Annotated in this window: 22 protein-coding genes and 1 tRNA gene; 17 read left to right on the top strand and 6 right to left on the bottom strand. The window is 36.0% G+C overall.

Going from position 1 to position 25,191, the window contains the following annotated elements; genetic code table 11:
* Positions 1 to 21: 21 nt before the first annotated feature.
* Both nrdE and nrdH read right to left on the bottom strand, forming a co-directional pair.
* The gene (gene nrdE, locus EsVE80_RS09705) at positions 22 to 2,184 is read right to left on the bottom strand and encodes a class 1b ribonucleoside-diphosphate reductase subunit alpha (RefSeq protein ID WP_173103525.1); all 2,163 of its coding nucleotides are present in this window, start codon (positions 2,182 to 2,184) and stop codon (positions 22 to 24) included.
* 182 nt (positions 2,185 to 2,366) lie between these two features.
* Positions 2,367 to 2,591: a glutaredoxin-like protein NrdH gene (nrdH, locus tag EsVE80_RS09700; RefSeq protein WP_173103524.1), complete on the bottom strand. Its 225-nt coding sequence runs from the start codon at positions 2,589 to 2,591 to the stop codon at positions 2,367 to 2,369.
* Positions 2,592 to 2,924: 333 nt separating this feature from the next.
* On the opposite strand from nrdH, the gene EsVE80_RS09695 reads away from it, so the two are divergent.
* From EsVE80_RS09695 to EsVE80_RS09685, 3 genes are read left to right on the top strand one after another with little or no spacing between them, the layout of a single operon-like run.
* On the top strand, positions 2,925 to 3,395 hold the full coding sequence (locus EsVE80_RS09695; protein WP_173103523.1) for a FeoA family protein: 471 nt from the start codon (positions 2,925 to 2,927) through the stop codon (positions 3,393 to 3,395).
* A gap of 10 nt (positions 3,396 to 3,405) precedes the next feature.
* Entirely contained in the window at positions 3,406 to 5,556 is a 2,151-nt protein-coding gene (gene feoB / locus EsVE80_RS09690; protein WP_173104185.1) for a ferrous iron transport protein B, read from the top strand.
* Between the two features lie 3 nt (positions 5,557 to 5,559).
* Positions 5,560 to 5,685, top strand: coding sequence for a FeoB-associated Cys-rich membrane protein (locus tag EsVE80_RS09685; RefSeq protein ID WP_173104184.1), 126 nt, complete (start codon positions 5,560 to 5,562; stop codon positions 5,683 to 5,685).
* A 123-nt stretch (positions 5,686 to 5,808) separates the two neighbouring features.
* On the opposite strand, the gene EsVE80_RS09680 is transcribed toward EsVE80_RS09685, so the two are convergent.
* A complete protein-coding gene (locus EsVE80_RS09680; RefSeq protein ID WP_173103522.1) occupies positions 5,809 to 6,234 on the bottom strand; it encodes a GNAT family N-acetyltransferase in 426 nt (141 codons plus the stop codon).
* A gap of 472 nt (positions 6,235 to 6,706) precedes the next feature.
* On the opposite strand from EsVE80_RS09680, the gene EsVE80_RS09675 reads away from it, so the two are divergent.
* The 5 genes from EsVE80_RS09675 to EsVE80_RS09655 all read left to right on the top strand — a co-directional run bounded on the left by EsVE80_RS09675 (position 6,707) and on the right by EsVE80_RS09655 (position 13,637).
* Positions 6,707 to 7,540 (top strand): PRD domain-containing protein, encoded by an 834-nt coding sequence (locus EsVE80_RS09675; RefSeq protein WP_173103521.1) that lies wholly within the window; start codon positions 6,707 to 6,709, stop codon positions 7,538 to 7,540.
* 23 nt (positions 7,541 to 7,563) lie between these two features.
* A complete protein-coding gene (lacG, locus tag EsVE80_RS09670) occupies positions 7,564 to 8,964 on the top strand; it encodes a 6-phospho-beta-galactosidase (protein ID WP_173104183.1) in 1,401 nt (466 codons plus the stop codon).
* A gap of 69 nt (positions 8,965 to 9,033) precedes the next feature.
* Positions 9,034 to 9,354: a PTS lactose/cellobiose transporter subunit IIA gene (locus tag EsVE80_RS09665; RefSeq protein ID WP_173103520.1), complete on the top strand. Its 321-nt coding sequence runs from the start codon at positions 9,034 to 9,036 to the stop codon at positions 9,352 to 9,354.
* A 23-nt stretch (positions 9,355 to 9,377) separates the two neighbouring features.
* Positions 9,378 to 11,105 (top strand): PTS lactose transporter subunit IIBC, encoded by a 1,728-nt coding sequence (locus EsVE80_RS09660; RefSeq protein WP_173103519.1) that lies wholly within the window; start codon positions 9,378 to 9,380, stop codon positions 11,103 to 11,105.
* 168 nt (positions 11,106 to 11,273) lie between these two features.
* Positions 11,274 to 13,637: a glycoside hydrolase family 2 TIM barrel-domain containing protein gene (locus EsVE80_RS09655; protein ID WP_173103518.1), complete on the top strand. Its 2,364-nt coding sequence runs from the start codon at positions 11,274 to 11,276 to the stop codon at positions 13,635 to 13,637.
* A gap of 151 nt (positions 13,638 to 13,788) precedes the next feature.
* Here EsVE80_RS09655 and EsVE80_RS09650 read toward each other — a convergent pair.
* Positions 13,789 to 13,861 (bottom strand) — tRNA-Lys (locus EsVE80_RS09650).
* A gap of 410 nt (positions 13,862 to 14,271) precedes the next feature.
* Here EsVE80_RS09650 and EsVE80_RS09645 point away from each other — a divergent pair.
* From EsVE80_RS09645 to EsVE80_RS09615, 7 genes are all read left to right on the top strand, one after another.
* Positions 14,272 to 14,838 carry a DUF1836 domain-containing protein gene (locus EsVE80_RS09645; protein WP_173103517.1) on the top strand — a complete coding sequence of 189 codons (567 nt, stop codon included), beginning with the start codon at positions 14,272 to 14,274 and terminating at the stop codon, positions 14,836 to 14,838.
* A complete protein-coding gene (locus EsVE80_RS09640; protein ID WP_173103516.1) occupies positions 14,831 to 15,688 on the top strand; it encodes a DegV family protein in 858 nt (285 codons plus the stop codon). Before EsVE80_RS09645 ends, EsVE80_RS09640 begins: the two co-directional genes overlap by 8 nt.
* A 199-nt stretch (positions 15,689 to 15,887) precedes the next feature.
* Positions 15,888 to 16,592: a response regulator YycF gene (gene yycF / locus EsVE80_RS09635; RefSeq protein WP_173103515.1), complete on the top strand. Its 705-nt coding sequence runs from the start codon at positions 15,888 to 15,890 to the stop codon at positions 16,590 to 16,592.
* A 4-nt stretch (positions 16,593 to 16,596) separates the two neighbouring features.
* The gene (gene walK / locus EsVE80_RS09630; protein ID WP_173103514.1) at positions 16,597 to 18,435 is read left to right on the top strand and encodes a cell wall metabolism sensor histidine kinase WalK; all 1,839 of its coding nucleotides are present in this window, start codon (positions 16,597 to 16,599) and stop codon (positions 18,433 to 18,435) included.
* Positions 18,432 to 19,757 (top strand): YycH family regulatory protein, encoded by a 1,326-nt coding sequence (locus EsVE80_RS09625; protein WP_173103513.1) that lies wholly within the window; start codon positions 18,432 to 18,434, stop codon positions 19,755 to 19,757. Before walK ends, EsVE80_RS09625 begins: the two co-directional genes overlap by 4 nt.
* Positions 19,758 to 20,627, top strand: coding sequence for a two-component system regulatory protein YycI (locus tag EsVE80_RS09620; RefSeq protein ID WP_173103512.1), 870 nt, complete (start codon positions 19,758 to 19,760; stop codon positions 20,625 to 20,627).
* 88 nt (positions 20,628 to 20,715) lie between these two features.
* The gene (locus EsVE80_RS09615) at positions 20,716 to 21,519 is read left to right on the top strand and encodes an MBL fold metallo-hydrolase (protein ID WP_173103511.1); all 804 of its coding nucleotides are present in this window, start codon (positions 20,716 to 20,718) and stop codon (positions 21,517 to 21,519) included.
* Between the two features lie 55 nt (positions 21,520 to 21,574).
* Here the strand turns inward: EsVE80_RS09615 and EsVE80_RS09610 are convergent, their stop codons facing one another.
* Together EsVE80_RS09610 and EsVE80_RS09605 are read right to left on the bottom strand one after the other, a co-directional pair.
* On the bottom strand, positions 21,575 to 22,219 hold the full coding sequence (locus EsVE80_RS09610; protein ID WP_173103510.1) for an NAD(P)-dependent oxidoreductase: 645 nt from the start codon (positions 22,217 to 22,219) through the stop codon (positions 21,575 to 21,577).
* A 104-nt stretch (positions 22,220 to 22,323) separates the two neighbouring features.
* Complete coding sequence (locus tag EsVE80_RS09605; RefSeq protein ID WP_173103509.1) at positions 22,324 to 22,950, bottom strand: CPBP family intramembrane glutamic endopeptidase; 627 nt, start codon at positions 22,948 to 22,950, stop codon at positions 22,324 to 22,326.
* Between the two features lie 203 nt (positions 22,951 to 23,153).
* Between EsVE80_RS09605 and groES the strand changes: the two genes are divergently transcribed.
* A complete protein-coding gene (gene groES / locus EsVE80_RS09600; RefSeq protein WP_173103508.1) occupies positions 23,154 to 23,438 on the top strand; it encodes a co-chaperone GroES in 285 nt (94 codons plus the stop codon).
* Positions 23,439 to 23,483: 45 nt separating this feature from the next.
* A complete protein-coding gene (gene groL, locus EsVE80_RS09595; protein ID WP_173103507.1) occupies positions 23,484 to 25,112 on the top strand; it encodes a chaperonin GroEL in 1,629 nt (542 codons plus the stop codon).
* Positions 25,113 to 25,191 lie beyond the last annotated feature (79 nt).

Genomic DNA, 25,191 nt, shown 5'->3' with positions numbered 1-25,191 from the left:
TTTTTCATTATAAGCGAGAGATTAAATGACACAACTTTCACATTGATTGCTCCCAATTTCCTCTGCATCATCAGTAAAGGTTCGGACGTAATAAATGGATTTGATGCCTTTATGAAAAGCGTAGTGACGTAAAATATTCAAATCGCGAGTAGTTTGTTTAGTCGTAGCCGTTTTCCATTCATAAAGTCCTTTTGGAATGTCAGAACGCATAAACAGTGTTAAGCTCATCCCTTGATCAATATGTTGTTGGGCTGCAGCATAGACGTCGATGACTTTACGCATGTCCATGTCATATGCAGATGTGTAATAAGGTAATGTTTCATTTGAAAGGTAAGGTGCTGGATAGTAAATTTTACCGATTTTCTTTTCTTGGCGTTCTTCAATCATTCGCGTAATTGGATGTAGACTAGCACTGGTATCATTAATATAAGAGATAGAACCATTTGGTGCTACTGCCAATCGATTTTGATGGTACAAACCATCTTTTTGAATGGCTGCCTTTAATTTGGCCCAATCTTCACCTGTTGGAATGAAAATACCAGCGAATAATTCTTTGACTTTGGCTGATTGTGGTAAATGATTTTCGGCAATATATTTGTCAAAGTAACTGCCATCAGCATAAGTTGATTTTTCAAAATTATGAAACGATTGCTGACGTTCTTTGGCAATTTGATTACTTTCAACTAACGTCCAGTAGTTTAATAGCATGAAATAAATATCGGTAAATTCAACAGATTCTTTCGAACCGTACACTAAGTGATTTTTGGCAAAGAAAGTGTGTAGTCCCATACCACCTAATCCAATCGTGTGGGCTTGTTCATTTCCATGAGCAATGGAAGGAACTACATCGATATGAGAATTATCTGTTACATAGGTTAAGGCGCGAGTCATTGCCCGGACAGATTTACCAAAATCAGGACTTGCCATTAAGTTGACGATATTTGTTGATCCCAAATTACAAGAGATGTCAGTGCCCAAGACTTCATATTCTTGCCGTCCATTTAAAACAGAAGGAGTTTGGACTTGCAATACTTCTGAACACAAATTACTCATGATAATTTTGCCATCAATAGGGTTTTCACGATTGGCTGTATCTATATTGACAATATAAGGATAACCAGATTCTTGTTGTAATTTAGAAATCTCGTTTTCCAACTCCCGCGCTTTAATTTTTTGTTTGCGAATATTAGGGTTTTTGACTAAGTTATCGTATTCTTTTGTAATGTCAACATAAGAAAAAGGTACTCCGTATTCTTTTTCTACGCTATATGGACTAAATAAATACATTTCTTCATTTTTACGAGTTAATTCGTAAAATTTATCAGGAACTAAAACGCCCAAAGATAGTGTTTTTACACGGATTTTTTCATCAGCATTTTCTTTTTTAGCAGATAAAAAGGCCATGATGTCTGGATGGAATACATTTAAATAAACGACTCCTGCACCTTGACGTTGACCGAGTTGATTAGAATAACTAAAAGAATCTTCGAATAATTTCATAACTGGCATGACACCACTTGCCGCTCCTTCATAACCTTTAATTGGAGCTCCTGCTTCGCGCAAGTTTGATAATGTAATGCCAACACCACCGCCAATGCGTGAGAGTTGCAATGCAGAATTTAAGCCACGACCAATGGAATTCATATCGTCAGTAACTTGAATTAAAAAACAAGAAACTAATTCACCACGACGTTTGCGTCCAGCGTTTAAAAAAGAAGGAGTCGCTGGTTGGTAGCGTTGATGAATCATTTCATCCGCTAAAGTTAATGCCAATTCTTCATCACCATCTGCGAAATACAAGGCATTAATAGCTACGCGATCTTCATAATTTTCTAAATAAAAAGCACCATCATTCGTTTTTAAGGCGTATTGTGAATAAAATTTATAGGCTGCCATAAAGGATTTGAAGGTGAACTGTTGGGCTAATAAAAAGTCATATAGTGTTGTCAGAAATTCAGCGGAATATTTAGCTAGAAACGCTGCTTCCAAATAGTCATGCGCTACAAGGTAGTCCAGCTTTTCATTAAATGTAGCAAATTGTTTGGTATTTGGTAGCACATTTTCGTTAAAAAAAGCTTGTAGAGCTTCTTGGTCTTTATTTAATGGAATTTGGCCATTAACTGGACGGTTAATTTCATTATTTAGTTTGTAGTAACTAACATCTTTTAATTCTTTTAAACTCATGGAAGAACCAACTTTCTTTTTTAGACTCAAAAAATAAAAAAATTGCGAAAAAAAGGAGGTGTCTCCGTTGCAATAAAATAATAGGCCATATACTGGTGGAAATATTTCGTTATCCTTTATAAGAAAACTTGCCAGTTTGGTTGCTACTATTTTGCCTAGGATACAACCTCGGTTAAAATTGCTTAAGAAGCAAGACTGCGTAATTGGTCCGGTCTAAAACCGATGATAGTTGTTTCACCTGCAGTTGTTACCGGCACACTTTTGAAACCTTGTTCTTTTAGAAAGTTTAATGCATTGGGTTCTTCATCTATATTAATTTCGTTAAAACTGACGTGATTTTCAGTTAAAAAGCGTTTCGTCATTTTACATTGCATACAGTTGTTTTTCGAAAATAATGTAATTGTCATAATACTGCCTCCTTCAATTTCTTTATATTCTCAGTATAGAGAAGTAAATCAAAAAGTCAAACGAAAAACACTAGATATTGTGTTTTGTAATAATAAACACACTATACATTGTGGTTTTGAGATGGGTAGGAGGTAAAGATAGCACAAGGACAAGTTTTCTTTTCTGTTTTCATGACAATAAAATAAAATGGTCTAGGTCTAAATTAGAATAATTATTAATATGTGAAATATATTACAATATTTTAAATTTCATTGACTTTACTACCGGTAGACTTTATTCTAAATGAGAATAATTATCAATCGCAATTAATTCCTGTCAGTAAAGGAGTATTCATGAAAAAATTAGCAGAAGTAAAGGCAAATCAACCTTTCGTTGTGAAAGAAGTAACTGCCTCAGTAGAAGTGCAAAAACATCTGCAAAACTTAGGTTTGTTGCCCGGCAGTCAAGTTGTTTTATTGAAAAGTAAAGGACAAGATGGCATTGTTCTAGTTCAAAATGCGCGTCTTGCATTAGACCAAAGTTTATTAGAAGCAATTTTAGTAGAACCGGCTACTGAAAAAAGAGAAATATTATCTTTGGATCAACTAGGAGTAGGAGATAAAGGCAAGGTAATTAAAATTTTTGGTGAAGGGGCTGTCAAACGACGGTTAATGGATATGGGATTAACCAAAAATGTATTAATAACCGTACGTAAATTAGCTCCATTAGGTGATCCGATTGAAATTAATTTGCGAGGATATGAATTATCTTTGAGAAAAAGTGAAGCAGAATATATCTTAGTGGCCTTAAGCGAGGAGGGATAGTGTGGAATGTTTGCAGTTTGCTCTAGCAGGAAATCCTAATAGCGGGAAAACAAGTACCTTTAACCAATTAACTGGTTCCATGCAATCTGTGGGAAACTGGCCGGGTGTGACGGTTGAACGCAAATCCGGTAACCTAAAAAAACAAAAAAATATTACGATTCAGGATTTACCTGGGATTTATTCCTTATCACCATATACACCAGAAGAAATTGTCGCAAGAGATTACTTATTAACAGGTTCACCCAATGCGATTATCAACATTGTGGATGCGACTAATTTAGAACGAAATTTGTACTTGACCACGCAATTAATGGAAACTGGAATTCCAGTAGTTGTGGGCTTGAATATGATGGATTTAATCAGAAAAAGTGGCAAAACTATTAATTTAGATAAATTAGCTTATGGCTTGGGTATACCGGTAGTTAGCATGAGTGCTTTAAAAAAACAAGGTTTGCAAGAGTTAATTCATAAGAGTAGCCAAATAGCAAAGACATTTCCTCCAGAGGCGATCTACCCCACTTACGATGAGCGCTTAGAGGCCGCCTTAAGTGAAATAATTGATGTTTTAGGCAATACCGTCCCACCAAAACAAGCACGTTTTTATGCGACTAAACTGTTTGAAAAAGATGAATTGGCAACAGAAAATTTAGATTTAAGTAAAATTCAGCGCAAAGAGATTAATGAAATTATCGCCATCACGGAAAAAATATTTGATGATACAAGTGATGCTATTTTAGTTAACGAACGATATGAGTTTATCTCCCGCTTGATGGCGTTGTGTACGATTAGTGAAAAGGAATTACGGTTAACGATTAGTGATAAAATTGATCAAATTGTTACCAATCGTTTTTTAGCAATCCCAATTTTTGGTTTTGTTATGTGGGGAATTTATTACTTAGCGATTCAGACAATTGGTGTGATGGGCACTGATTGGGTAAATGATGTCTTATTTGGAACCGTCGTACCTGATTTTGTCACGACACAGCTAGCAGCATGGCATGTTGCCGCTTGGATGCAAGATTTAATTTTAAATGGAATTATTGCAGGTGTTGGAGCCGTATTAGGTTTTGTACCACAATTATTGGTTCTTTTTTTCTGTTTATCGCTGTTAGAAGATTGTGGTTATATGGCTCGAATTGCTTTTGTAATGGATCGTTTGTTTCGCAAGTTTGGGTTATCTGGTAAATCTTTTATTCCCATGTTGATTGCAACAGGTTGTGGTGTACCAGGAGTTATGGCCAGTCGTACCATTGAAAATGAAAAAGATCGCCGTATGACGGTTATGGTAACAACGTTTATGCCGTGTTCAGCCAAGTTACCAATTATCGCGCTTGTTGCGGGTGCGTTTTTTCCACAAGCAAGTTGGGTGGCCCCGTCAGCATACTTTATTGGGGTGACCGCAATTGTTTTATCCGGTATTGCATTGAAAAAGACGCGTTTATTTGCCGGTGATCCGGCACCGTTTATTATGGAGTTACCAGCTTATCACTTGCCACAAGTAAAAAATGTGTTCCGCCAAACTTTTGATCGTGGCTTTTCTTTTATTAAAAAAGCCGGGACTATTATTTTTGTTTCTAGTATTATTTTGTGGTTTATGTCCAATTATAGCTTTACCTTAAAAGCGGTTAGTGGCGATCAAAGTATTTTGGCGCATTTGGGGCGTGTGATTGCACCGTTGTTTGCACCGTTAGGCTGGGGAAATTGGCAAGGAGCGGTTGCAACGATTACCGGACTTATTGCTAAGGAAAATGTCATCAATACATTTGGAATTTTATTTAGTCATTTAGATGAAGTTTCTGAAAATGGAGCTGAAATTTGGGGTCCCTTGCAGGCAGCTTTCACACCAGTCGCAGCTTACTCATTTCTCGTGTTCAATTTATTATGTGCGCCTTGTTTTGCTGCAATTGGAGCGATTCATCGGGAAATGGGGGATGCAAAATGGACGTGGATTGCAGTGGGATATCAATGTGGTTTAGCGTATGCAGTAAGTTTTGTAGTCTATCAATTTGGTCATGTTATCTTTGAAGGCGGTGCGCTAAATATTGCTACGTTGATAGCTGTGGCTGTTCTAACTTATGGGATTTTCTTATTAATTCGTAAGACGCCGCAACCTAAAAATACTGTTATTACAATGCATCAGTTAAAAGGAGAAGTGAAATAAATGGTGGCGACAATAATTTTAAGTATTTTGATTTTTGGTGCAGCTGCTTTTGTGGTTTATCGTCAAGTAAAAAAAGGTAGTAGTTGTCAAGACTGTAAAACGAGTTGTCCCGTGAAAAAGGCGGAATAAACGTATATCTCTCATACAAATAAAAGAAGTTTTGTGTCCTTTTGGATTACAAAACTTCTTTTTGTCTTTTATCACAACTAGGAAATTGTCCCGCTCACTATCTTTTCAATCAAAAGCAAAAATTTATTTTGTAATTCGTTTGTATAAGTAGTATTTGGTAATACCGCGCATTGGTGTGTCAGGGAGTTCACCAAAAATAGAAAAGCCGTTTTTTTGATAAAACGCTACTGCTTGATAACTCTTTGTCGTTAAAGTCAGGTTAATTACGCCTTCTTCTTGGGCCCAATCACTTAGGGCTTGTAAAAGGCGAGAGCCAATTCCTTGATTTTGAAATTCTGGTTTAACAGCTAATAAACTAACGTGAAGGTTTTCAAAATCTTGCTTCGCAATTAGCCCGCCGACTAATTCATCTGTTAAGGTTGCTGCAATAGCTAATTTTTCAAGTTTTTTTGGTAGTTCATCATGAAACTGTTCTTTATATTGCGCAGCAAAAACTTCACTCAATAAGGGTTCAATTATTTCTGTTTGACTGGTTTCAATTCGAATCATATCAATTCCTCCTGTCTCTACGCCATTAGTATAGCAGTTTGTTTAGAAAGAATGTAATAGTAAGCAAATTTCTTTAAGGGAAAGTAAAATTTCGTAAAATGATAAAAAATAGAGACAATAAGCGTTTTTTTTTGGTTGGCTTACTGTGTTATTCAATGTACATATTTTTTGTGCATTGGAATAAAATCGTTGATGTGATAAAGATTATTCACTGATAAAAAAACTATTTTCTAATTGTGATGTTTGAATATGTTTGTTAAAAGTGTTTTTTTGAAATAAATACGACGGAATATGTTAGAAAGGGTTTACAAGTGTTTGGTTTTGTGTTACGATACTTGTGAAGTTAATATGTAGTGGATTGTTACTATTCGATTAGGCAAAAACCGCGAATGCTAGGTGAGTACCAGTGTCTTTACATGGTATGATAATCCTATCATTTGCGGTTTTTTTATTGGTAGTTAGGAGGAAGAGAATGTATCGCATTATTCAAGTATTAAATAATAATGTCGCCATTATTCGAATAGAAAACGATGAGCAGGCCATTGCAATGGGAAAAGGAATTGTCTTCCAAAAGAAAAAAGGCGATTTACTAAAAAAAGAAGATATTAGTAAGCTTTTCATGTTGCGTAATAAAGAGTCTCAGCAAAATTTTTCTTCACTGTTAAAAGATCTACCTTTAAATTTTATTACTACCGGTTATGAGGTAATCGATGCGGCAATTCGTAAGTTTAATTACCCAGTTCAAGAATATATCTATGTGACTTTAACAGACCATATTTATTGGAGCTATCAGAATCAGCAGAAAGGGAATTACGAAATTAGTCGCTTACCGGATATGAGTAAAGAATATCCGATAGAGTATGCAATTGGTAAAATGGCGGTTGCCATCATTGATGAACGACTAAATGCGCACTTTCCTGATGATGAAATTGGCCGGATTGCTCTTCACTTTATTAATGCAAAACGAGAAGGCGAACCACAGATAGATGAGGTTTTTGATCCGCGTCAAGATATTATTAAATTGGTAGAAAAAATATTATTAAAAAAAGGTATTGTACGAACAGAAGAAAATAAAAATTTTTATGATCGCTTAATGATTCATTTGAACTATTTTGCAGACAGACTCGATCAGCCAGAAGAACAAGTCATCTTTTCTAAAAATTTGGAAACAAATATCAAAACAGATTATCCTTGCGCTTATGAAATTGGTAATGAAATTTATCAATTAATCAGCGATTATGCTGGACGTAAATTAAGTGATAGCGAACGAGTGTATCTGGCAATTCATATTCAACGACTACTATGAAAGAAGGTTTAGTGATGAAAGAAATGAGAACCCTACCAAAAGATTTTATCATGGGTGGTGCAACCGCTGCATATCAAGCAGAAGGTGCAACAAAATTGGACGGTAAAGGACTAGTTGCTTGGGATACGTGGTTAGAAGAAAAAGGTAGGTATACCGCAGAACCTGCCAGTGATTTTTATCATCAATATCCTGTTGATTTAAAATTGTGTCGTAAATTCAAGATTGATAGCTTGCGAATGTCCATCGCTTGGAGCCGAATTTTCCCTAATGGTTATGGTGAGGTCAATCAAGCTGGAGTGGATTATTATCATCGTGTTTTTGCGGAGTGCAAAAAACAAGGAGTCATCCCTTTTGTTACCATCCATCATTTTGATACACCTAAAACATTATTTGACAATGGTGACTTTTTAAATCGAGAAAATGTTGAACACTTTGTCAATTATGCCAAGTTTTGTTTTGAAGAGTTTAAAGAAGTTCATTACTGGAGCACGTTTAATGAAATTTATCCTGTTGCGACTAATCAGTATTTAACAGGAATCTTCCCACCAGAAATAAAATTTGATTTAAAAAAAGTTGTCACTTGTTTGCATAATATGATGTGGGCTCATGCGCGTGCTGTAAATATTTTCAAAGAAGGCAATTACTCGGGCGAAATCGGAGTAGTGCACTCGCTAGAACCTAAATATCCTTATTCCCAAGCCAAAGAAGATATTCATGCTGCTGCTAAAGATGATGCATTATCAATCGCTTTTTTACTTGATGCCACTTACAAAGGACGTTACTCTGACAAAACAATGGCACTGGTAAACGAAATATTAGCTGCTAATGATACACAAGTTGAGTTTGCAGAATCAGATTTTATCGCAATGGAAAAAGCAGCAACACAAACAGATTTTTTGGGAATTAATAACTATCAAAGTCATTGGGTACAGCATTATGACAAAGAAAGTGCAATCGGTTTTAACGGTACTGGTGAAAAAGGAACCAGTTTTTATCGGATTAAAGGAATCGGAGAGCGGATTCAACGAGATGATATCCCTAAAAATGATTGGGACTGGGCGATATATCCAGAAGGTTTATATGATTTATTAGTTCGAATAAAAGCGGACTATCCCAATTATGGAAAAATCTATATTACTGAAAATGGTTTAGGGTTCAAAGATAATTTCAATGATGGTGTGATTATGGATGAACCTCGAATTGAATATTTACGTGGGAATTTTAATTCTATTTCAAAAGCCATTGATGCTGGTGTAGATGTTAAAGGGTACTTCATTTGGTCTTTAATGGATGTGTTCTCTTGGGCAAATGGTTACAACAAACGATACGGTTTATTCTATGTAGACTTTGAGACTCAAAAACGTTATCCAAAAGAATCTGCTTATTGGTATAAATTTGTCAGCGAAAATAAAGTTATTATTTAGACGCTAGTTTATGCAAAAAAGATTGTATCAAAAATGAATTCAGAATATTGAAAAAACGGAGTGGAAGAGATGAATAAAGAAGAACTACAAATGCTGGGCTTTGAAATTGTCGCTTATGCTGGTGATGCCCGTAGTAGCTTGTTAACAATTATTAAAGAAGCTCGTGCTGGCAATTTTGAAAATGTTGCGTCCCTAATGGCTGATGCCGAAGAAAATTTGAACTTGGCTCACAATGCCCAAACTAAATGCTTAGCTGCTGAAGCAGAAGGTGAAAACTTAGATATTGGGTTTATTTTCGTGCATGGGCAAGATCATTTGATGACAACGATTTTGTTAAAAGAATTAACAGAAAATTTTGTTGACTTATACAAAGAAAAATATAACAAATAAAAGAAGGATAGGGAGGAAATGAAATGAACGCCATCATTAAACAAATTGAAAAGCACCAAGCAACTTTTCAAAAAATTTCGAGAAATATTTACTTATCAGCAATTAAAGATGGTTTTTTAGCGGCAATGCCTGTTATCTTATTTTCAAGTATTTTTATTTTAATAGCAGCAATTCCACCAATTTTTGGAATTACACTACCTGCAGATTTTGAAACTTGGTTATGGAAAATTTATGACTTTACAATGGGACTAGTAGGGATGTTAGTTGCAGGGACAACAGCACGTTGTTTAGCTGGATCTATGAACCGTAAAATGCCTGACGGTAAAGTGATTAACGAGACTTCTGTTATGTTAGCTTCAATTTGTGGCATGCTTTTACTTGCTGTAAATAAAACAGACGGTGCTTTTGTTTCCGATTATATGGGGACAAAAGGATTATTATCTGCTTTTGTAGCAGCTTTCATTACCGTTAATATGTATAAATTTTGTATTAAACGTGATATTACAATCAAAATGCCACCAGAAGTACCAGGGAGTATTTCACAAAACTTCCGCGATGTTTTCCCATTTTCATTTTCAGTTTTGAGTTGTGCTATTATCGATTTGATTTCCCGGTATTTTATTGCTGCTCCATTTGGCGAAATGTTTTCCAAATTACTATCACCGCTTTTTTCAGCAGCGGAGTCGTATCCAGGTATGGCCTTGATTTGGTTTTTAATTCCAATGTTTTGGTTTGTCGGTGTTCACGGCCCATCAGTTGTAAAACCGGGCTTATCTTCAGCTTTATACGGAAATACAGAAGAAAATTTGAAATTATTCCAAAATGGCGAACATCCATTTCATTCACTAACTGAGAACTTTGGTAATTTTATTGGAGAATTAGGTGGGACAGGAGCAACCTTTATCGTACCAATTATCTTCATTTTGTTAATGCGCTCTAAACAATTAAAAGCAGTGGGGAAAGCTTCCATTATTCCAGTCATGTTTGCGGTTAATGAACCATTACTTTTTGCTGCGCCTATTATTTTGAATCCTTATTTCTTAATCCCGTTTTGTATCGCACCAGTTGCGAATGTTATTATTGGTAAGTTGTTTATTGATATTTTAGGCATGAATGGTTTCATGTATGTTTTACCATGGGCGACACCTGGACCAATAGGAACAGTACTATCAACTAATTTCCAACCTATTTCATTTGTATTAGCTGCAACATTATTAGTAGTAGACTTCTTCATTTATCTACCATTTTGTAAAGCTTACGATAAAGTGTTGGTTGAACAAGAAGCAAAACGTGTAGAAGAAATTGATGAAGTAGAAACAATTGCACCGGAATTAAACACAGCCAGTGCGGCGGCAGTTGTTGATGGCAATGAGACAGTTATTGTTGAAACAGAGCCAGCTGTTAGTACCAATGCTAGTGGTAAAGGTTATGATGAAGATTTAAATGTTTTAGTTTTATGTGCAGGAGCAGGAACGAGTGCAATGTTAGCTAATGCCTTGAAAAAAGGAGCTGCAGAAACAGGAAATCACATTAACGCTGCAGCGGGATCGTATGGGTCTCATTATGATATTATGAACAATTATGATGTTATCGTTTTAGCACCACAAGTAAACAGCTACTATGAAGATATTAAAACAGATACTGATAAACTAGGTATTAAGTTAATAGCAACAAAAGGCGCACAATATATTAATTTAACCCGCGATCCAAAAGGGGCTGTGGACTTTGTTCTAGGAGAATTAAACAAATAATTGCTGAGATTTTTTCTTAGTTTGGGTAGAACAGCACAATGGTTCTACCCTTTTTTAAACTAACAGGCTGCTATAAAAAAGAGTAGTTTGCTAAATCTAGCAAATATTTTATGAAATAACTGTAAGTAATAAAACATTTGGCGATTTTACTAATGGAGGACAATGTAAATGGAAAAATATCTCATTAGCGATTGGCGTTTTTATTTAGGTGACAACGAGATCGCTTGGCAAAAAGATTTTAATGATGAAAATTGGCAAAAAGTTACGGTGCCCCACGACTGGAGTATTACTCAGGACTTTACGAAAGATGCTTCTAGTGGTACAGGTTATTTACCAGGCGGAATTGGTTGGTATCGCGCTTATATTACGACAACAGAAATTGGGGCGTTTACCAATAAGATTGTGCAATTGCGTTTTGACGGTGTTTATAAAAACTGCCAAGTCTGGGTAAATGGTTATCATGTTGGAAATTGGGCATCGGGATACAGCTCATTTCAATTTGATTTAACTGAGATTTTGCAATACAACACAAATGATGAAATTGTGATTGCAGTTAGAGTTGATCACACAGATATAGCAGACTCTCGTTGGTACAACGGTAGTGGTATCTCTCGGCCTGTCACTATTGTCACTCACAATCCTGTGATGGTAGATCGTTATGGCGTTACTTTTGAAACAACGCGTTTGCATGGAAATGATGCTATGATTAAAACAAAAATAGCAGTAAGCAATTTCACTGGGGAAAAAACGACGGCAGAGGTAAAGCAAACTTTAACAGATGCACAAGGAAATACTGCAATTGTTGGAAAAAAAGAAGTTGTTTTAACAATAGGAGCAATAGTTAATTTGAACTTTGAAGCGACTGTGGAAGATGCTCAATTATGGCAGCCACAAACGCCTAATTTATATACGTTAACGACGTGTGTTAGAAGTAACGGTAAAGCAAACTATTATCATGAAAAAGTTGGTATTCGTACGTGTACATTTAGTCCAAATGATGGGTTCATTTTAAATGATACAGACAAAGTAAAATTAAAAGGGGTCTGTTTGCATGAAGATGCGGGATGTTTTGGTACAGCAGTTCCTAAAGCAGTGTGGCTCCGCCGCTTGTTAAAATTAAAAGAAGTTGGCTGTAACGCCATTCGAATGGCCCACAATCCTCATGCGCAGGTGTTATATGATTTGTGTGATGAACTAGGTTTCTTTGTTTTTGATGAAGCGTTTGATGAATGGGAAAATCCGAAAAATAAATGGTGGCAAGGCCACAATGTTTATCCACCAAAATATGAAGGTTATGCCAAAGACTTCCCTGTTTGGCACAAAAAAGATTTAATTGATATGGTACAACGTAATAAAAACCATCCAGCGATTATAGCATGGAGTATAGGAAATGAAATTGATTATCCTAACGATCCTTATGCCAATGATTTGTTCAATGAAATGGAAGGCAACAATGATGCCAATAAACCAGCAGAAGAACGAATTTATAATCCTAATCGCCCAGATACCCGTCGTCTAACGACTATTGCTAAACAACTAAGTGAAATTGTCCATAAAGAAGATCAAACACGACCAACCACACTGGCTGCGGCTTTTCCAGAATTGTCGTCTCAAACCGGTTTGGTCGATAGTGTAGACGTGATCGGGTATAATTATAAAGAACACTTATATAAAGAACACCATCGTCTATTTCCTCATAAAGCTTTTGTTGGCAGCGAAAATCGCCACAGCTATCAAAACTGGCTAGCAGTCAAAGAAAATGACTATATTGCGGGTCAATTTTTATGGACAGGTATCGATTATTTAGGAGAATCTCGGGGTGTCTGGCCAAAACATGGCACTTATCGCGGTTTATTAGATATGTGTGGTTATGAAACGATGATGTTTTATAAACGTAAAAGCTGGTGGTCTAAAGAGTTAACAGCACGTCTATTTACACGCCCCGCAATGCAAAAATCTGAAGATCCTTGGGAAGCTGTTTATCGCAAATGGAATTATAACCAAGGTGAACAGATTGAAATTCGTTTGTATACGAATGCTGACAAATTTGAACTAAAAGTAAATGATGAGACAATTGTTTTAACTTTTGATGAAGTGGAGGGGTATTATTCTGCAATTGTTCCGTACGTGGCAGGAGCATTAGTTTTGACAGCAGAAAAAGACGGTAGAAAAATTATAGATACCTTAAAACCTGTCGGACAAGCGCAGCGGATAAAAGCTAGGGTGTGGCAAGCTCCAGCAAGTTTTAAAAACTTTTTGCTAGAAGGTGAAGGAATTAAACAAATTGAATTATCTTTAGTTGATTGCCAAGGAAATTTAACTGATGCGAATCAGATTATCAGTTTTAAAGGGGAAAATTGTGAATTTCTTGGTTTTGAAAATGGTGATATGGATGACATTACCAATTATGCTGAAAAATATCGGCGTACACGCAATGGACGAGCGGTTTGTTACGTGAAAGTAGTGGATGATACGAAAGCGAGCGTCACATTCTCTGTAGCAGGATGCCATGATTTAGTAGTCCAACTATAAAATTTTCATCCAGCGATTAAAAGGTAATACCCAAGAGTTCTTTTTAATCGCTGTTATTTTGTTGTAATAAAAAAAATACCACCGCGTACAGTCTCTTCGAAACGTCTAAAAGACGCCGAGATCATACCGGTGGTGTGGGTTTGGCACCCAATGGGCCGTGAGGGGCTCGAACCCGCGACCCGCTGATTAAGAGTCAGCTGCTCTACCAACTGAGCTAACGGCCCAAATACTTTCACAAAAGTACTTTTTTATGTTAGCACTCTGTTTTTAAAATTGCAAGAATAAAAAGAAAATATTTTTATCTAAAATTAATTAATCGCAAGAAAAACTTTACAGAGGAAGAAAATTTCATTCACACTTTTTTCACATTTTCTGGGTACTATACAAGAGTACCAACAATAACCTGTCTTTTTTAAGACAAACCCTAACACTTTTTCATTTTTACTCCTGCCTGTCGGTTCCCCGCCGACAGGTCTTTTTTTGGTTGAAATTTATTATTACGATTCGATTTTCATAAGATAACTTCTAAAATTTTCCTTTAATCACTAGTTTTGCTACAGAAAATATGATATGTTTTATCTAGTTTTCAAAACTACTTTATATAATTATTAGAATTTTTTTAGAGGGATTAAGAATGAATGCTATTTTTCAAAATGAAGCTTTAAAAAAGTGGGGCGAAGAGATTAAGGAGTTCCATTTGCCACGTTGGGATCAATTACCTGACTTGGAATTATATATGGATCAAGTAATTCAATTGGTGGACCAATATCTATCACCAGTAACAACCGGCGATAAGCACCCACTTTTAACCAAATCGATGGTGAATAATTACGTTAAATTGGGATTAATTCCCCCACCTATAAAAAAACGTTACACGAGGACTCACGTTGCGTTTTTATTAGCCATTACAGCATTAAAGCAAGTCTTAACAATTCCAGAAATAAAAGAGGCAATCGTTTTTCAAGGAAGAACTGATGGAATCCGAGAAGCTTACGATTTTTTTTGTCGCGAACAAGAAAGTGCAATTCACTTGATTGCCCGCCAAGCACAAGGAAAAGGTGTAAGTTACCCTACAGAACCGATTCCGTTTGCTTACTTAGCTGCTCGAACAGCTACGATTGCTTTTGCCAATAAAATTTTAGCTGAAAAGGTTATTAGTTGTGAGATTGATTATTTACGAAAAGGAGAAAATAATGACTAAAGAAAAAATTGCATTACTAGTTGATTCTGGAACAGATGTACCGCAAGAAATAATTGATGCCCATCATATGTACACTATTCCTTTAAAAATTATTTATAAAGATCGCGAATATACCGATAAAGTAGATATTACGCCAGAAGAAATTTATGCGAAATTAAGTCAAGAGATTCCATCAACTTCTCTACCAGATGGCGATACGATTAACAAAATTTTTGATCAAATAAAAAAAGATGGCTATACACACGTCCTAGCTATTACAATTTCAGGTGGTTTAAGTGGTACAAATAACGCTGTTCGTCTTTTAGGGGAACATTATGAAGGTTTGACTACGTATGCTTTTGATACTAAAAATATTGGAATTGGTGCAGGATTACAAGCGATTCGCGCAACAGATCTTTTACAGGCAGGATTATCCTTTTCAGAACTCATTACACAGTTGGAAAAAGAAGTCTTGCAAAATAAAGTCTATTTCAATGTAGCTACTTTAGAGTATCTGCAAAAGGGCGGGCGAATTGGTTTGGTAGCTTCAATTTTAGGAAATGCATTAAAATTGAATCCAATTATTTCATGTAATGATGAAGGGATTTATTACACCGTGGCTAAAGCGAGAGGACGTAAGAAAAGTTTGGAAAAATCTTTGAGTTTGATTCGTGCAGCAGTAGGAAATCACCAAAAGATACGTTTGGCGATAGCCCATGGCGATGCGTTGGAAGAAGCAAAAATGATGATGGAAGTTTTAAAAAAAGAATTTCCTCAAGTAAAAGAATTTTTCTTTGGACAAATTTCTCCTGCATTAGTGGTGCATACCGGACCAGGATTGTTGGGTTTTGGGATTCAAGCGTTGGATTGAAAATTATAAAAGACAAAGGCTTAACAATTGAAAAAGAATTTTATCAGCAATGTTAGAAGATAAAATTCTTATTCTTTTGTTAAGCTTTTTAGTTTCAAAAGGTTGATAGAGCAGTAAATTTCCCATTTAATGAAATGCCTGTCAAAATGAGTTATAATAGTGTAGACAAATTTAAAGAAGCATAAAGAGGTGTCTTCTAATGAAGAAAATATTAGTTGTTGACGATGAGAAACCAATTTCAGATATCGTCAAATTCAATTTAACCAAGGAAGGTTATGAGGTACACACTGCTTTTGATGGAGAAGAAGCTCTGGAAAAAGTGAAAGAAGTCGAGCCGGACTTGATTTTATTGGATTTAATGTTGCCCAAAATTGATGGATTAGAAGTAGCGCGGGAAGTTCGCAAAAACTATGATATGCCAATTATCATGGTGACAGCTAAAGATTCTGAAATCGATAAAGTTTTAGGCTTGGAATTAGGGGCAGATGATTATGTAACCAAGCCTTTTTCTAACCGTGAACTCGTAGCGCGAGTTAAAGCTAACTTACGACGTGGATCTACTGCGGCTAAAGAAGTTGAAGAAGCACCAAACTCCGAACTTGTTATTGGGGATTTGACTATTCAACCAGAAGCATACATGGTTATGAAAAATGGTGAGGCTATTGAATTAACCCATCGGGAATTTGAGTTGTTACATTATTTGGCAAAACATATTGGCCAAGTAATGACTAGAGAGCACTTATTACAAACTGTATGGGGTTATGATTATTTTGGAGATGTTCGCACCGTTGACGTAACAGTCCGACGCTTACGAGAAAAAATTGAAGATAATCCAAGTCATCCCAATTATTTAGTGACACGAAGAGGCGTAGGTTACTACTTGCGCAATCCGGAACAGGAGTAATGGAATGAATAAGAAAGTTCGCTTTTTTCAATCGGTGAACTTTAAAATCGCCCTGGCATTTATCTTGATCTTAATTATTTCGATCGAGATTATCGGGGCGTATTTTATTCGCGGATTGGAAAATAAAACGATCGAAAGTTTTACCACCAGTATGAACCGACAAGCAGCAAGCTTATCTGGCACGCTTGGCTCAGAACTGAGCAAGGATAATGATAAAGACACAGATGCAGCAGATGCGTCAATCCAGCGAATAATTGATACGAATAAAAGTGGCGATATCATTGAAATTAGGGTAGTGGATGAAAAAGGTATCGTCAGGGCAACTACGAATGTTTCAGACCGTAGTGCTCGAGGTAAAAAAAATGATTATCGCGATATTGATGATCTAGCGGTAAAATCCGAAATGGCTATTGATGATGCAACTGGAAATCGAGTCTATATAAATGTGCAGCCGATTCAATCTCCCACCGGGGATAGTATTATTGGTGCAGTTTATATTAAAAGTGATATTGAAAAACAATACTTAGAAATTCAAAATACAGCTCTGATTTTTGTGACAGCTTCAATTATAGCTGCCGCGATTTCAATTGTAGTAGCTGTATTGGTGTCTCGGTCAATTACGCAGCCGATTGGCGAAATGCGAGAACAAGCAAGAAGAATTGCTAGAGGTGATTATAGCCGTAAGGTCGCTGTTTATGGGAAAGATGAATTAGGGCAGCTGGCAGAAACATTTAATCAGTTGGGTGATCGAATTGAAGAAACCCAAGAAGCCATGGAAGCCGAACGAAATCGCTTAGATAGTGTCCTTTCGCATATGACAGATGGCGTTATTGCTACTGATAGACGTGGCAAGGTGATTACGATTAATGAAATGGCAATAAATCTTTTGAATGTGACAAGTGAAGAAGCTGTAGGTCACTCTATCCTAGAGCTTTTGGATATTGAAGAAGATTACACTTTGCGTAAATTATTAGAAAATCCCGATGAAATGTTAATTTCTCGGGAAGCAGTAGATGGTAGTGAGATTATTTTACGAACGGATTTTTCAATGATTCGACGAGAATCAGGGTTTATCAGCGGGTTGGTAGCAGTCATGCATGATGTTACTGAACAGGAGAAAACAGAGCAAGAACGGCGTGAGTTTGTTTCAAACGTTTCCCATGAATTGCGCACGCCATTAACTAGTATGCGAAGTTACATTGAAGCTTTAAGTGAAGGGGCTTGGCAAGATAAAGAGATTGCTCCTAATTTCTTAAAAGTGACTTTAGATGAAACAGATCGTATGATTCGCATGATTAATGATCTTTTGAACTTATCGCGGATGGATAATGGTAGAAACACTATGCAATTAGAATATATCAACTTTAATGAACTAGTAAATTTTGTTTTGGATCGTTTTGATATGATGATGAATTCTCAAGACCAAAAGAAAAAATACAAAATTCGTCGAGAGTTCACTAAACGAGAATTATGGGTTGAGGTGGACACAGATAAAATGATGCAAGTGATTGATAATATCATGAATAACGCCATTAAATATTCGCCAGATGGCGGTACTATTATCGTTCGTTTGATGGAAACCCATAATAATATTGTGTTGAGCATCCAAGATCAAGGATTAGGTATTCCGAAAAAAGATCTTCAAAAAGTATTTGATCGTTTTTATCGTGTAGATAAAGCAAGAGCTCGAAAACAAGGTGGGACTGGCTTAGGTTTAGCCATTTCAAAAGAAGTAATTAAGTCTCATGGCGGTACTATTTGGGCTGAAAGTAAAGAAAACAAAGGCTCAACTTTCTTTATTACATTACCTTATGAACCATATGAGGGGGAATGGTGGGAATGAAAATATCCGAGCGTATTATTCGTATCGGCTTAATTTTTTTAATCGCATTAAGTTTTTATCTTTCTTATATGATTTGGTTAAGTCCGACTGCTCGTAGTAACTTACAAACCAATAAACAGGCTGAAAGAGTTGTAAGTACAACTCAAAATATTCGAAAAGCAACCGACATTTTTTTGCCATTGCGCCTAGTATGGATAAATGGCGAGGGAAACATTAAGCAAACCTCTACTGATACAATTATTAGTGATATTCAAGATTTAGTGAATAAAGCAAGTTTTGGTACCCCAGAAAAAAAGAGCTATGATAATGATGCAGCTTTCTTTGCAGATGTGGATATTAAAAATGGTGTTGAGCTTTCTTATTTTGGTCCATTTTTAGTGAAAGAATACGTGGAAATGTTCAATTTAGATTTAGCGCTGGATAAACTGCAAGATGTTCATTTTACCAAAGCTCAGATTGATTTTGGTAGCCATCAAATTCGGTTTGTCAATATGCGGCGTCATCAAATTGTAGAAGTACCAATAACCATTGATGAGTTGAAAATTACACAAATAGTAAGTCAAGCGGCTGAAAAGAATTGGATGCAAATGAATGAAGAAAATCGTATCAGTAGTATGCAATACAATACGCAAACTCCTGTTAAATTGAAACGGTATAGTTATATTGCCTCCAATTTATCTTATACAACCTTTCGTGACGCCTTTTTTACTAATCCGCAAGATGTAAAAATGAACGAAGAAACGAGTAATCTCGTATTGTATGACGGTACTGAAAATATGAGTATTCAAGAAGATAAGCAACTCATTGATTTTCGTGGTGAAATTGATTTAAGCGGTGGGGAAGGTGATATTTATTCGCAAAGTTTCAGCTATATTACCCGCCTTGGTGCCAACTTAGGAAACCTACGTTATTTTGATCGCGATAAAGATGAAATTACTTATCGCATTTTTGTCGAGGGTTATCCCGTATTTGGGGATGCCTATCAAGGAGAAGTCAATTTAAAGGTAAATAGCGAAAGCAAAACCGACAACGGTGCTTTGCCAGTCCAAATTCTATCAAGTATGAATGCCATTCAAGTACCGATTCCCTCAGATGAAGTTGTAGAATTGCCCCCTAGCCACACAATTATTGAAAATTTAGCTTATATGGGGGTAGATCAAAGTTTGATTCAATCGTTAGTCATTGCTTATGTACGTCAAGATTTATCTGCCACTAGCGGTGTCGTTGATTTAGTACCAATGTGGTATATTCGCTATGATGGTAATTGGTATTCCTATGATAGTCTAATAGCTAAAATTCAGCAAGAAGCGGGGGCGGATTAATTGGATTTTAAAAAAATCGAATGGATCTTCTTCTTAGCATTTCTTGGAGTGAATATCTTTTTATTCAACATTTACCATGCTACTAAAAATGAAGAAGGAAATGTTTCTAGTACAAATCAGAAAATCGACATTGTGCAACGTTTAGAAGCTGATGAAATTAGCATTAAAGGGGAATTATCTTCTAAGGTAAAAGAGGGATATTATTTAGCAGCAGTCCCCACCAATATGGCTGATGCTGTTGGTAGTGCAAAAGAAAAAAATGGTGCGGCATTTAACAATGGTTTGAATTTTTCAGGAGAAAATCAGAGTCAATTTATCTATACGCCAAGTACAAATTTTTACATTAAAGATAGTAAAGAGACCAAAGAAAATGTGAATTCTTTTTTGAAGGATTCAAGTGAAGTTTTATTTGGGCAAGAATATATGTATGTGCCTCATGAATCATTAACTAATCCAGAATATCCAGAAATTATTTGTGCGCAAAGTTTTGAAGGGATTCCCTTTTATGATGATACAAGTAAAATGGAAATAATTTTAGAAGAAAACGATGGCTTATTACGGGTTTCCCGTTATATGCAGACGCATTTATCTGCAATTGAAAAGCTTCGGGAAAAGATGGCGTTGTACAGTGAAAAAGATGCCGTCAATACACTTTACATCAATAATAAATTACCGGCAAAATCAAAAATTTTATGGCGTCAGTTGTCTTATGTAATGATCTTACAAGTTCGTGGCAAAAACGTTTATGTACCTGCATGGTTAGTAGCTGTGGGAACTGGAAAAAATAATATTCAAATTGAAACAGTTAATGCTTTTACTAATCGTATCATTACAAATAATACGTTACAAAAAGTGGAAAATACTAATTAAGGTATGTATAATAAATTCATTTAGAAGGTGATGGTACAAGTTCAATCACGCTCTAATTTATTAGTTTAGTTGAAGGGAAGTCTAGCAGATGGTAGAAGCTGCTTTAAAAATCAGTGTTTTAGCCAGTGGCAGTTCTGGTAATTCTTTGTATATTGAAAGTGAAAAAAAACGATTGCTGGTTGATGCCGGTCTTTCTGGCAAGAAAATTACATCATTGCTGGCAGAAGTTGGCAAAAATCCTGCTGACTTAGATGCAATCTTGGTAACGCATGAACATCGCGACCATATTCATGGAGTAGGTGTTTTGGCGCGGAAATACGGACTAGATATTTACGCCAATGAAGGAACTTGGCAAGCAATGGAAGGAATGCTGGGCAAAATTGATGTCGCACAAAAACACATTTTTGAAATGGGTAAAGTATTAACGTTCGGTGATATGGATGTTGAAAGTTTTGGTGTTTCCCATGATGCAGCTGCGCCACAATTTTATCGTTTTCATAAAGATGGCAAATCGTTTGTCATGCTGACAGATACAGGCTATTGTAGCGATCATGTCCGCGGAATTATTCGCGATGCAGACGCCTATTTAGTAGAAAGTAATCATGATTTGGAAATGTTACGAATGGGTCCTTATCCTTGGAGTTTAAAACAACGAATTTTAGGAGATCGGGGACATTTGTCAAATGAAGATGGTGCCTTGGTTATGACTGATATTATTGGGGATAACACCAAACGGATTTATTTGGGACATTTAAGTAAAGAAAACAACATGAAAGAGCTTGCCCATTTGACTATGAAAAATGTTTTAAAAGAACATGATCTAGGTGTAGATTATAACTTTAAAATTTATGATACAGATCCAGATCAAGCAAGTGAATTATTTGCGCTTTAAGCGATTTAATGAGTAGAAAAACCACGACGGTTAAAGTCGTGGTTTTTCTTTACGTTTACGCTGAATAATTTGAGCTGTCTCCAGCAATACTTATATGAATATTCTTTTGTGGGTGTTTGATTAAATCCATTATTCCTTTGGCGTAATCCGCCATGCTGACCTCACTTTTTCCAGCAGAGTCTTTTTCTAAGATATCTTTATTAATCTGATATTTACCAGTATAAGGTGCTTTGTAAATAAAATTAGCCGCAGGTGAAACATATGTCCAAGTACTATTTGATACTTTCTTTAATTCAGCCAATGCTTGTGCCATATTTGACGCAGTTGGATAAATTGGCGAATTAGCTGGGATGGTATCCAATAAGCGTTTGGAGCGTTCAGCGCTTAAATATAAAGAAGATGCGCCGCCGACAACGATCAACCATACTGCTGTTCCACTTAAAATTTTCGCTAAATGAAGCAAACTTGTTTGGTGGAGTTCTTCTTTTCCTAGCGGGGCATTAAAGGCATCAATAACAACATCAAAAGCAGTCAAATCTGTCGTCGTTAATGCAAAAAGATCTTTTTTTAAGACTGGAACCGAAACTTGCAATTTTTCTGGGCTACGAACGATTGCAGTAACGTCGTGATTATCTGCTAATGCTGCTTTTACAAGGTGGCTGCCAACGTGCCCGGTAGCACCAATAATTCCAATTTTCATCAAAACGCCTCCTCAATTTATAAAAAAACTATTACAGCATTCATTTTAGCGGTAAGCCTCTTTTTTTGCTAAAAAAACGCCTCCTAAAAAAGGAGACGAAAAAATTAAGTTGCAAAACGTAGTACTTGAATAGCCAAAACCAAAATATTAGAGCCGCAGTGACTAATAATAGCAGTTTTTAAGGAACCACTCTTAACATAAAGTAAAGATAAAACATATCCTAAAATGAAATAAATAAAGATATCACTATCAACATGGACTAACGCAAAAGCTGTTGCACTAAATAAAATTGCAAATCGCAAAGAAAAATATTCGCTAAAAAAACCAATACAAGCTCGGCGAAAAACAAACTCTTCTATAATTGGGCCGCAAATAGTAGCAATCATTGCAAAAATTGGTCTTTGCCATAAAACATCTAGCATGTTAAGACCACGATTGAAGTTATTTTGAAAACTAAAAAAAGTTTCAATATACCCCCCAACACCTACTAGTAAGATAATTGATAATATTCCAATAAAACTAATGAGAAGGTCTTTTTTAGGACTAACACTTTTACTTTCAAAAGATAAAGGACGAACTTTTTGATATAAAATGATTAAAATTCCCGTACCAATTAGATAAGATAAACTGGCAGTTAGTGTCGTGCCATTGTGTAGTTTGATCATATCAGGAATAAAAAAAATTAATGCATAACACAAAACGGATAAAAAACTGTACTTAATTTGTGACATTTATTTTGTCCTCCAGTTATTTAATTAGTATACCGGAATCACTTTCTTAAGACAATGAGTTCAAAAAAAAGACAAAATTTCTTTGATAAAAAAACAAGGGAAAAAACTTGCATTGTAAGGTTAAAATGAGTAATATAGTTCTTGTAGGTTAGCACTCTTACATATAGAGTGCTAATACATGAAAATTGATGGAGGGATATATCGTGTTAAAACCATTAGGTGATCGCGTGATCATTGAAGTCGCAAAAGAAGAAGAAAAATCTGTAGGTGGAATCGTGTTAGCATCAGCTGCACAAGAAAAACCACAAACAGGTACAGTTGTTGCCGTTGGTGAAGGTCGCTTTTTAGAAAATGGTGAAAAAGCCGCAATCCCAGTTGCTGTGGGAGATCAAGTAATGTTTGAAAAATATGCTGGATCAGAAGTGAAGTATGACGGCAAAGAGTATTTAATCGTTAATGGTAAAGATATTATTGCTATTGTAGAGTAATCACAAATAAAATCATCATAAAAAATTAAAATGAGGTGTTTTAGCATGGCAAAAGATATTAAATTTGCAGAAGACGCACGGGCCGCTATGGTGCGTGGGGTAGATAAATTAGCTGATACAGTAAAAGTAACCTTAGGGCCTAAAGGTCGTAACGTTGTTTTGGAAAAATCATATGGTTCACCATTAATTACTAATGATGGTGTTACAATTGCAAAAGAAATTGAATTAGAAGATCATTTTGAAAACATGGGAGCAAAACTTGTTTCTGAAGTTGCGTCTAAAACAAATGATATTGCTGGTGACGGTACAACAACTGCAACAGTTCTAACACAAGCAATTGTTAGAGAAGGAATTAAAAACGTTACAGCAGGAGCTAATCCTCTAGGCATTCGTCGTGGAATTGAATTGGCTACAAAGACAGCAGTAGCACAATTACACAACATTTCTTCAATCGTTGACTCAAAAGAAGCCATTGCTCAAGTAGGTGCTGTTTCTTCAGGTAGCGAATTAGTAGGAAACTACATTGCTGATGCAATGGAAAAAGTTGGTAACGATGGGGTTATCACAATTGAAGAATCTAAAGGGATTGAAACCGAACTAGATGTTGTAGAAGGTATGCAATTTGATCGTGGTTACTTATCACAATATATGGTAACAGATAACGATAAAATGGAAGCTGTTCTAGATAACCCTTATATTTTAATTACGGATAAAAAAATCTCTAATATTCAAGATATCTTGCCGTTGTTAGAACAAATTTTACAACAATCAAAACCATTGTTAATTATTGCTGACGATGTTGATGGGGAAGCATTACCAACACTTGTTTTAAACAAAATCCGTGGTACTTTCAACGTTGTTGCAGTAAAAGCTCCAGGATTTGGTGATCGCCGCAAAGCAATGCTAGAAGATATCGCTGTTTTAACTGGTGGTACTGTCATCACAGAAGACTTAGGTCTTGAATTAAAAGATGCAACAATTGAAAGTTTAGGTCAAGCAAGCAAAGTGGTTGTGGATAAAGACAACACAACAATTGTTGAAGGCGCTGGTGAAAAAGATGCAATTGCAGCCCGTGTACAATTAATTAAAAACCAAATTGCCGAAACAACGTCTGATTTTGACCGTGAAAAATTACAAGAACGACTAGCAAAATTAGCTGGTGGTGTAGCTGTAATTAAAGTTGGTGCGCCAACTGAAACAGAATTAAAAGAAATGAAGTTACGTATTGAAGACGCCTTGAATGCGACTCGTGCCGCTGTTGAAGAAGGTATGGTTTCTGGTGGTGGTACTGCCTTAGTAAATGTGATTGCACAAGTTGCTGCCATTGAAGCAGAAGGCGATATTGCAACAGGCGTGAAAATTGTGGAACGTGCTTTAGAAGAACCAGTACGTCAGATTGCTGAAAATGCAGGATATGAAGGCTCTGTTATCATCGATAAATTAAAACATGCTGAAATCGGGATGGGCTTTAACGCTGCTAATGGCGAATGGGTAAACATGGTAGAAGCTGGTATCGTTGACCCAACTAAAGTAACACGCTCAGCATTGCAAAATGCTGCATCTGTTGCTGCTTTATTGTTAACGACTGAAGCTGTCGTTGCGGATAAACCAGAACCACAAGCAGCACCTGCTGCACCAGGAATGGATCCTGCTGCAATGGGCGGTATGATGTAATTTGTAGTATTAAAAAGTGATGATCCGCAAAGGATCATCACTTTTTTATCTTGTCATTACGTGAAAAGGATAAATACTA

The sequence above is a fragment of the Enterococcus saigonensis genome (assembly GCF_011397115.1).
GTDB classification, from domain to species: domain Bacteria; phylum Bacillota; class Bacilli; order Lactobacillales; family Enterococcaceae; genus Enterococcus_C; species Enterococcus_C saigonensis.
This window is presented reverse-complemented; position numbering and strand designations above follow the sequence as displayed.

What these genes read in the sequence shown, in the direction of transcription:
- lacG (WP_173104183.1), top strand. Translation starts at nt 7,564, where the DNA reads ATGAGAACCCTACCAAAAGATTTTATCATGGGTGGTGCAACCGCTGCA.
- EsVE80_RS09695 (WP_173103523.1), top strand. Translation starts at nt 2,925, where the DNA reads ATGAAAAAATTAGCAGAAGTAAAGGCAAATCAACCTTTCGTTGTGAAA.
- EsVE80_RS09645 (WP_173103517.1), top strand. Translation starts at nt 14,272, where the DNA reads ATGAATGCTATTTTTCAAAATGAAGCTTTAAAAAAGTGGGGCGAAGAG.
- EsVE80_RS09640 (WP_173103516.1), top strand. Translation starts at nt 14,831, where the DNA reads ATGACTAAAGAAAAAATTGCATTACTAGTTGATTCTGGAACAGATGTA.
- EsVE80_RS09660 (WP_173103519.1), top strand. Translation starts at nt 9,378, where the DNA reads ATGAACGCCATCATTAAACAAATTGAAAAGCACCAAGCAACTTTTCAA.
- EsVE80_RS09675 (WP_173103521.1), top strand. Translation starts at nt 6,707, where the DNA reads ATGTATCGCATTATTCAAGTATTAAATAATAATGTCGCCATTATTCGA.
- walK (WP_173103514.1), top strand. Translation starts at nt 16,597, where the DNA reads ATGAATAAGAAAGTTCGCTTTTTTCAATCGGTGAACTTTAAAATCGCC.
- groL (WP_173103507.1), top strand. Translation starts at nt 23,484, where the DNA reads ATGGCAAAAGATATTAAATTTGCAGAAGACGCACGGGCCGCTATGGTG.
- EsVE80_RS09655 (WP_173103518.1), top strand. Translation starts at nt 11,274, where the DNA reads ATGGAAAAATATCTCATTAGCGATTGGCGTTTTTATTTAGGTGACAAC.
- EsVE80_RS09610 (WP_173103510.1), bottom strand. Translation starts at nt 22,219, where the DNA reads ATGAAAATTGGAATTATTGGTGCTACCGGGCACGTTGGCAGCCACCTT.
- EsVE80_RS09625 (WP_173103513.1), top strand. Translation starts at nt 18,432, where the DNA reads ATGAAAATATCCGAGCGTATTATTCGTATCGGCTTAATTTTTTTAATC.
- EsVE80_RS09680 (WP_173103522.1), bottom strand. Translation starts at nt 6,234, where the DNA reads ATGATTCGAATTGAAACCAGTCAAACAGAAATAATTGAACCCTTATTG.
- yycF (WP_173103515.1), top strand. Translation starts at nt 15,888, where the DNA reads ATGAAGAAAATATTAGTTGTTGACGATGAGAAACCAATTTCAGATATC.
- nrdH (WP_173103524.1), bottom strand. Translation starts at nt 2,591, where the DNA reads ATGACAATTACATTATTTTCGAAAAACAACTGTATGCAATGTAAAATG.
- EsVE80_RS09665 (WP_173103520.1), top strand. Translation starts at nt 9,034, where the DNA reads ATGAATAAAGAAGAACTACAAATGCTGGGCTTTGAAATTGTCGCTTAT.
- EsVE80_RS09605 (WP_173103509.1), bottom strand. Translation starts at nt 22,950, where the DNA reads ATGTCACAAATTAAGTACAGTTTTTTATCCGTTTTGTGTTATGCATTA.
- nrdE (WP_173103525.1), bottom strand. Translation starts at nt 2,184, where the DNA reads ATGAGTTTAAAAGAATTAAAAGATGTTAGTTACTACAAACTAAATAAT.
- EsVE80_RS09615 (WP_173103511.1), top strand. Translation starts at nt 20,716, where the DNA reads ATGGTAGAAGCTGCTTTAAAAATCAGTGTTTTAGCCAGTGGCAGTTCT.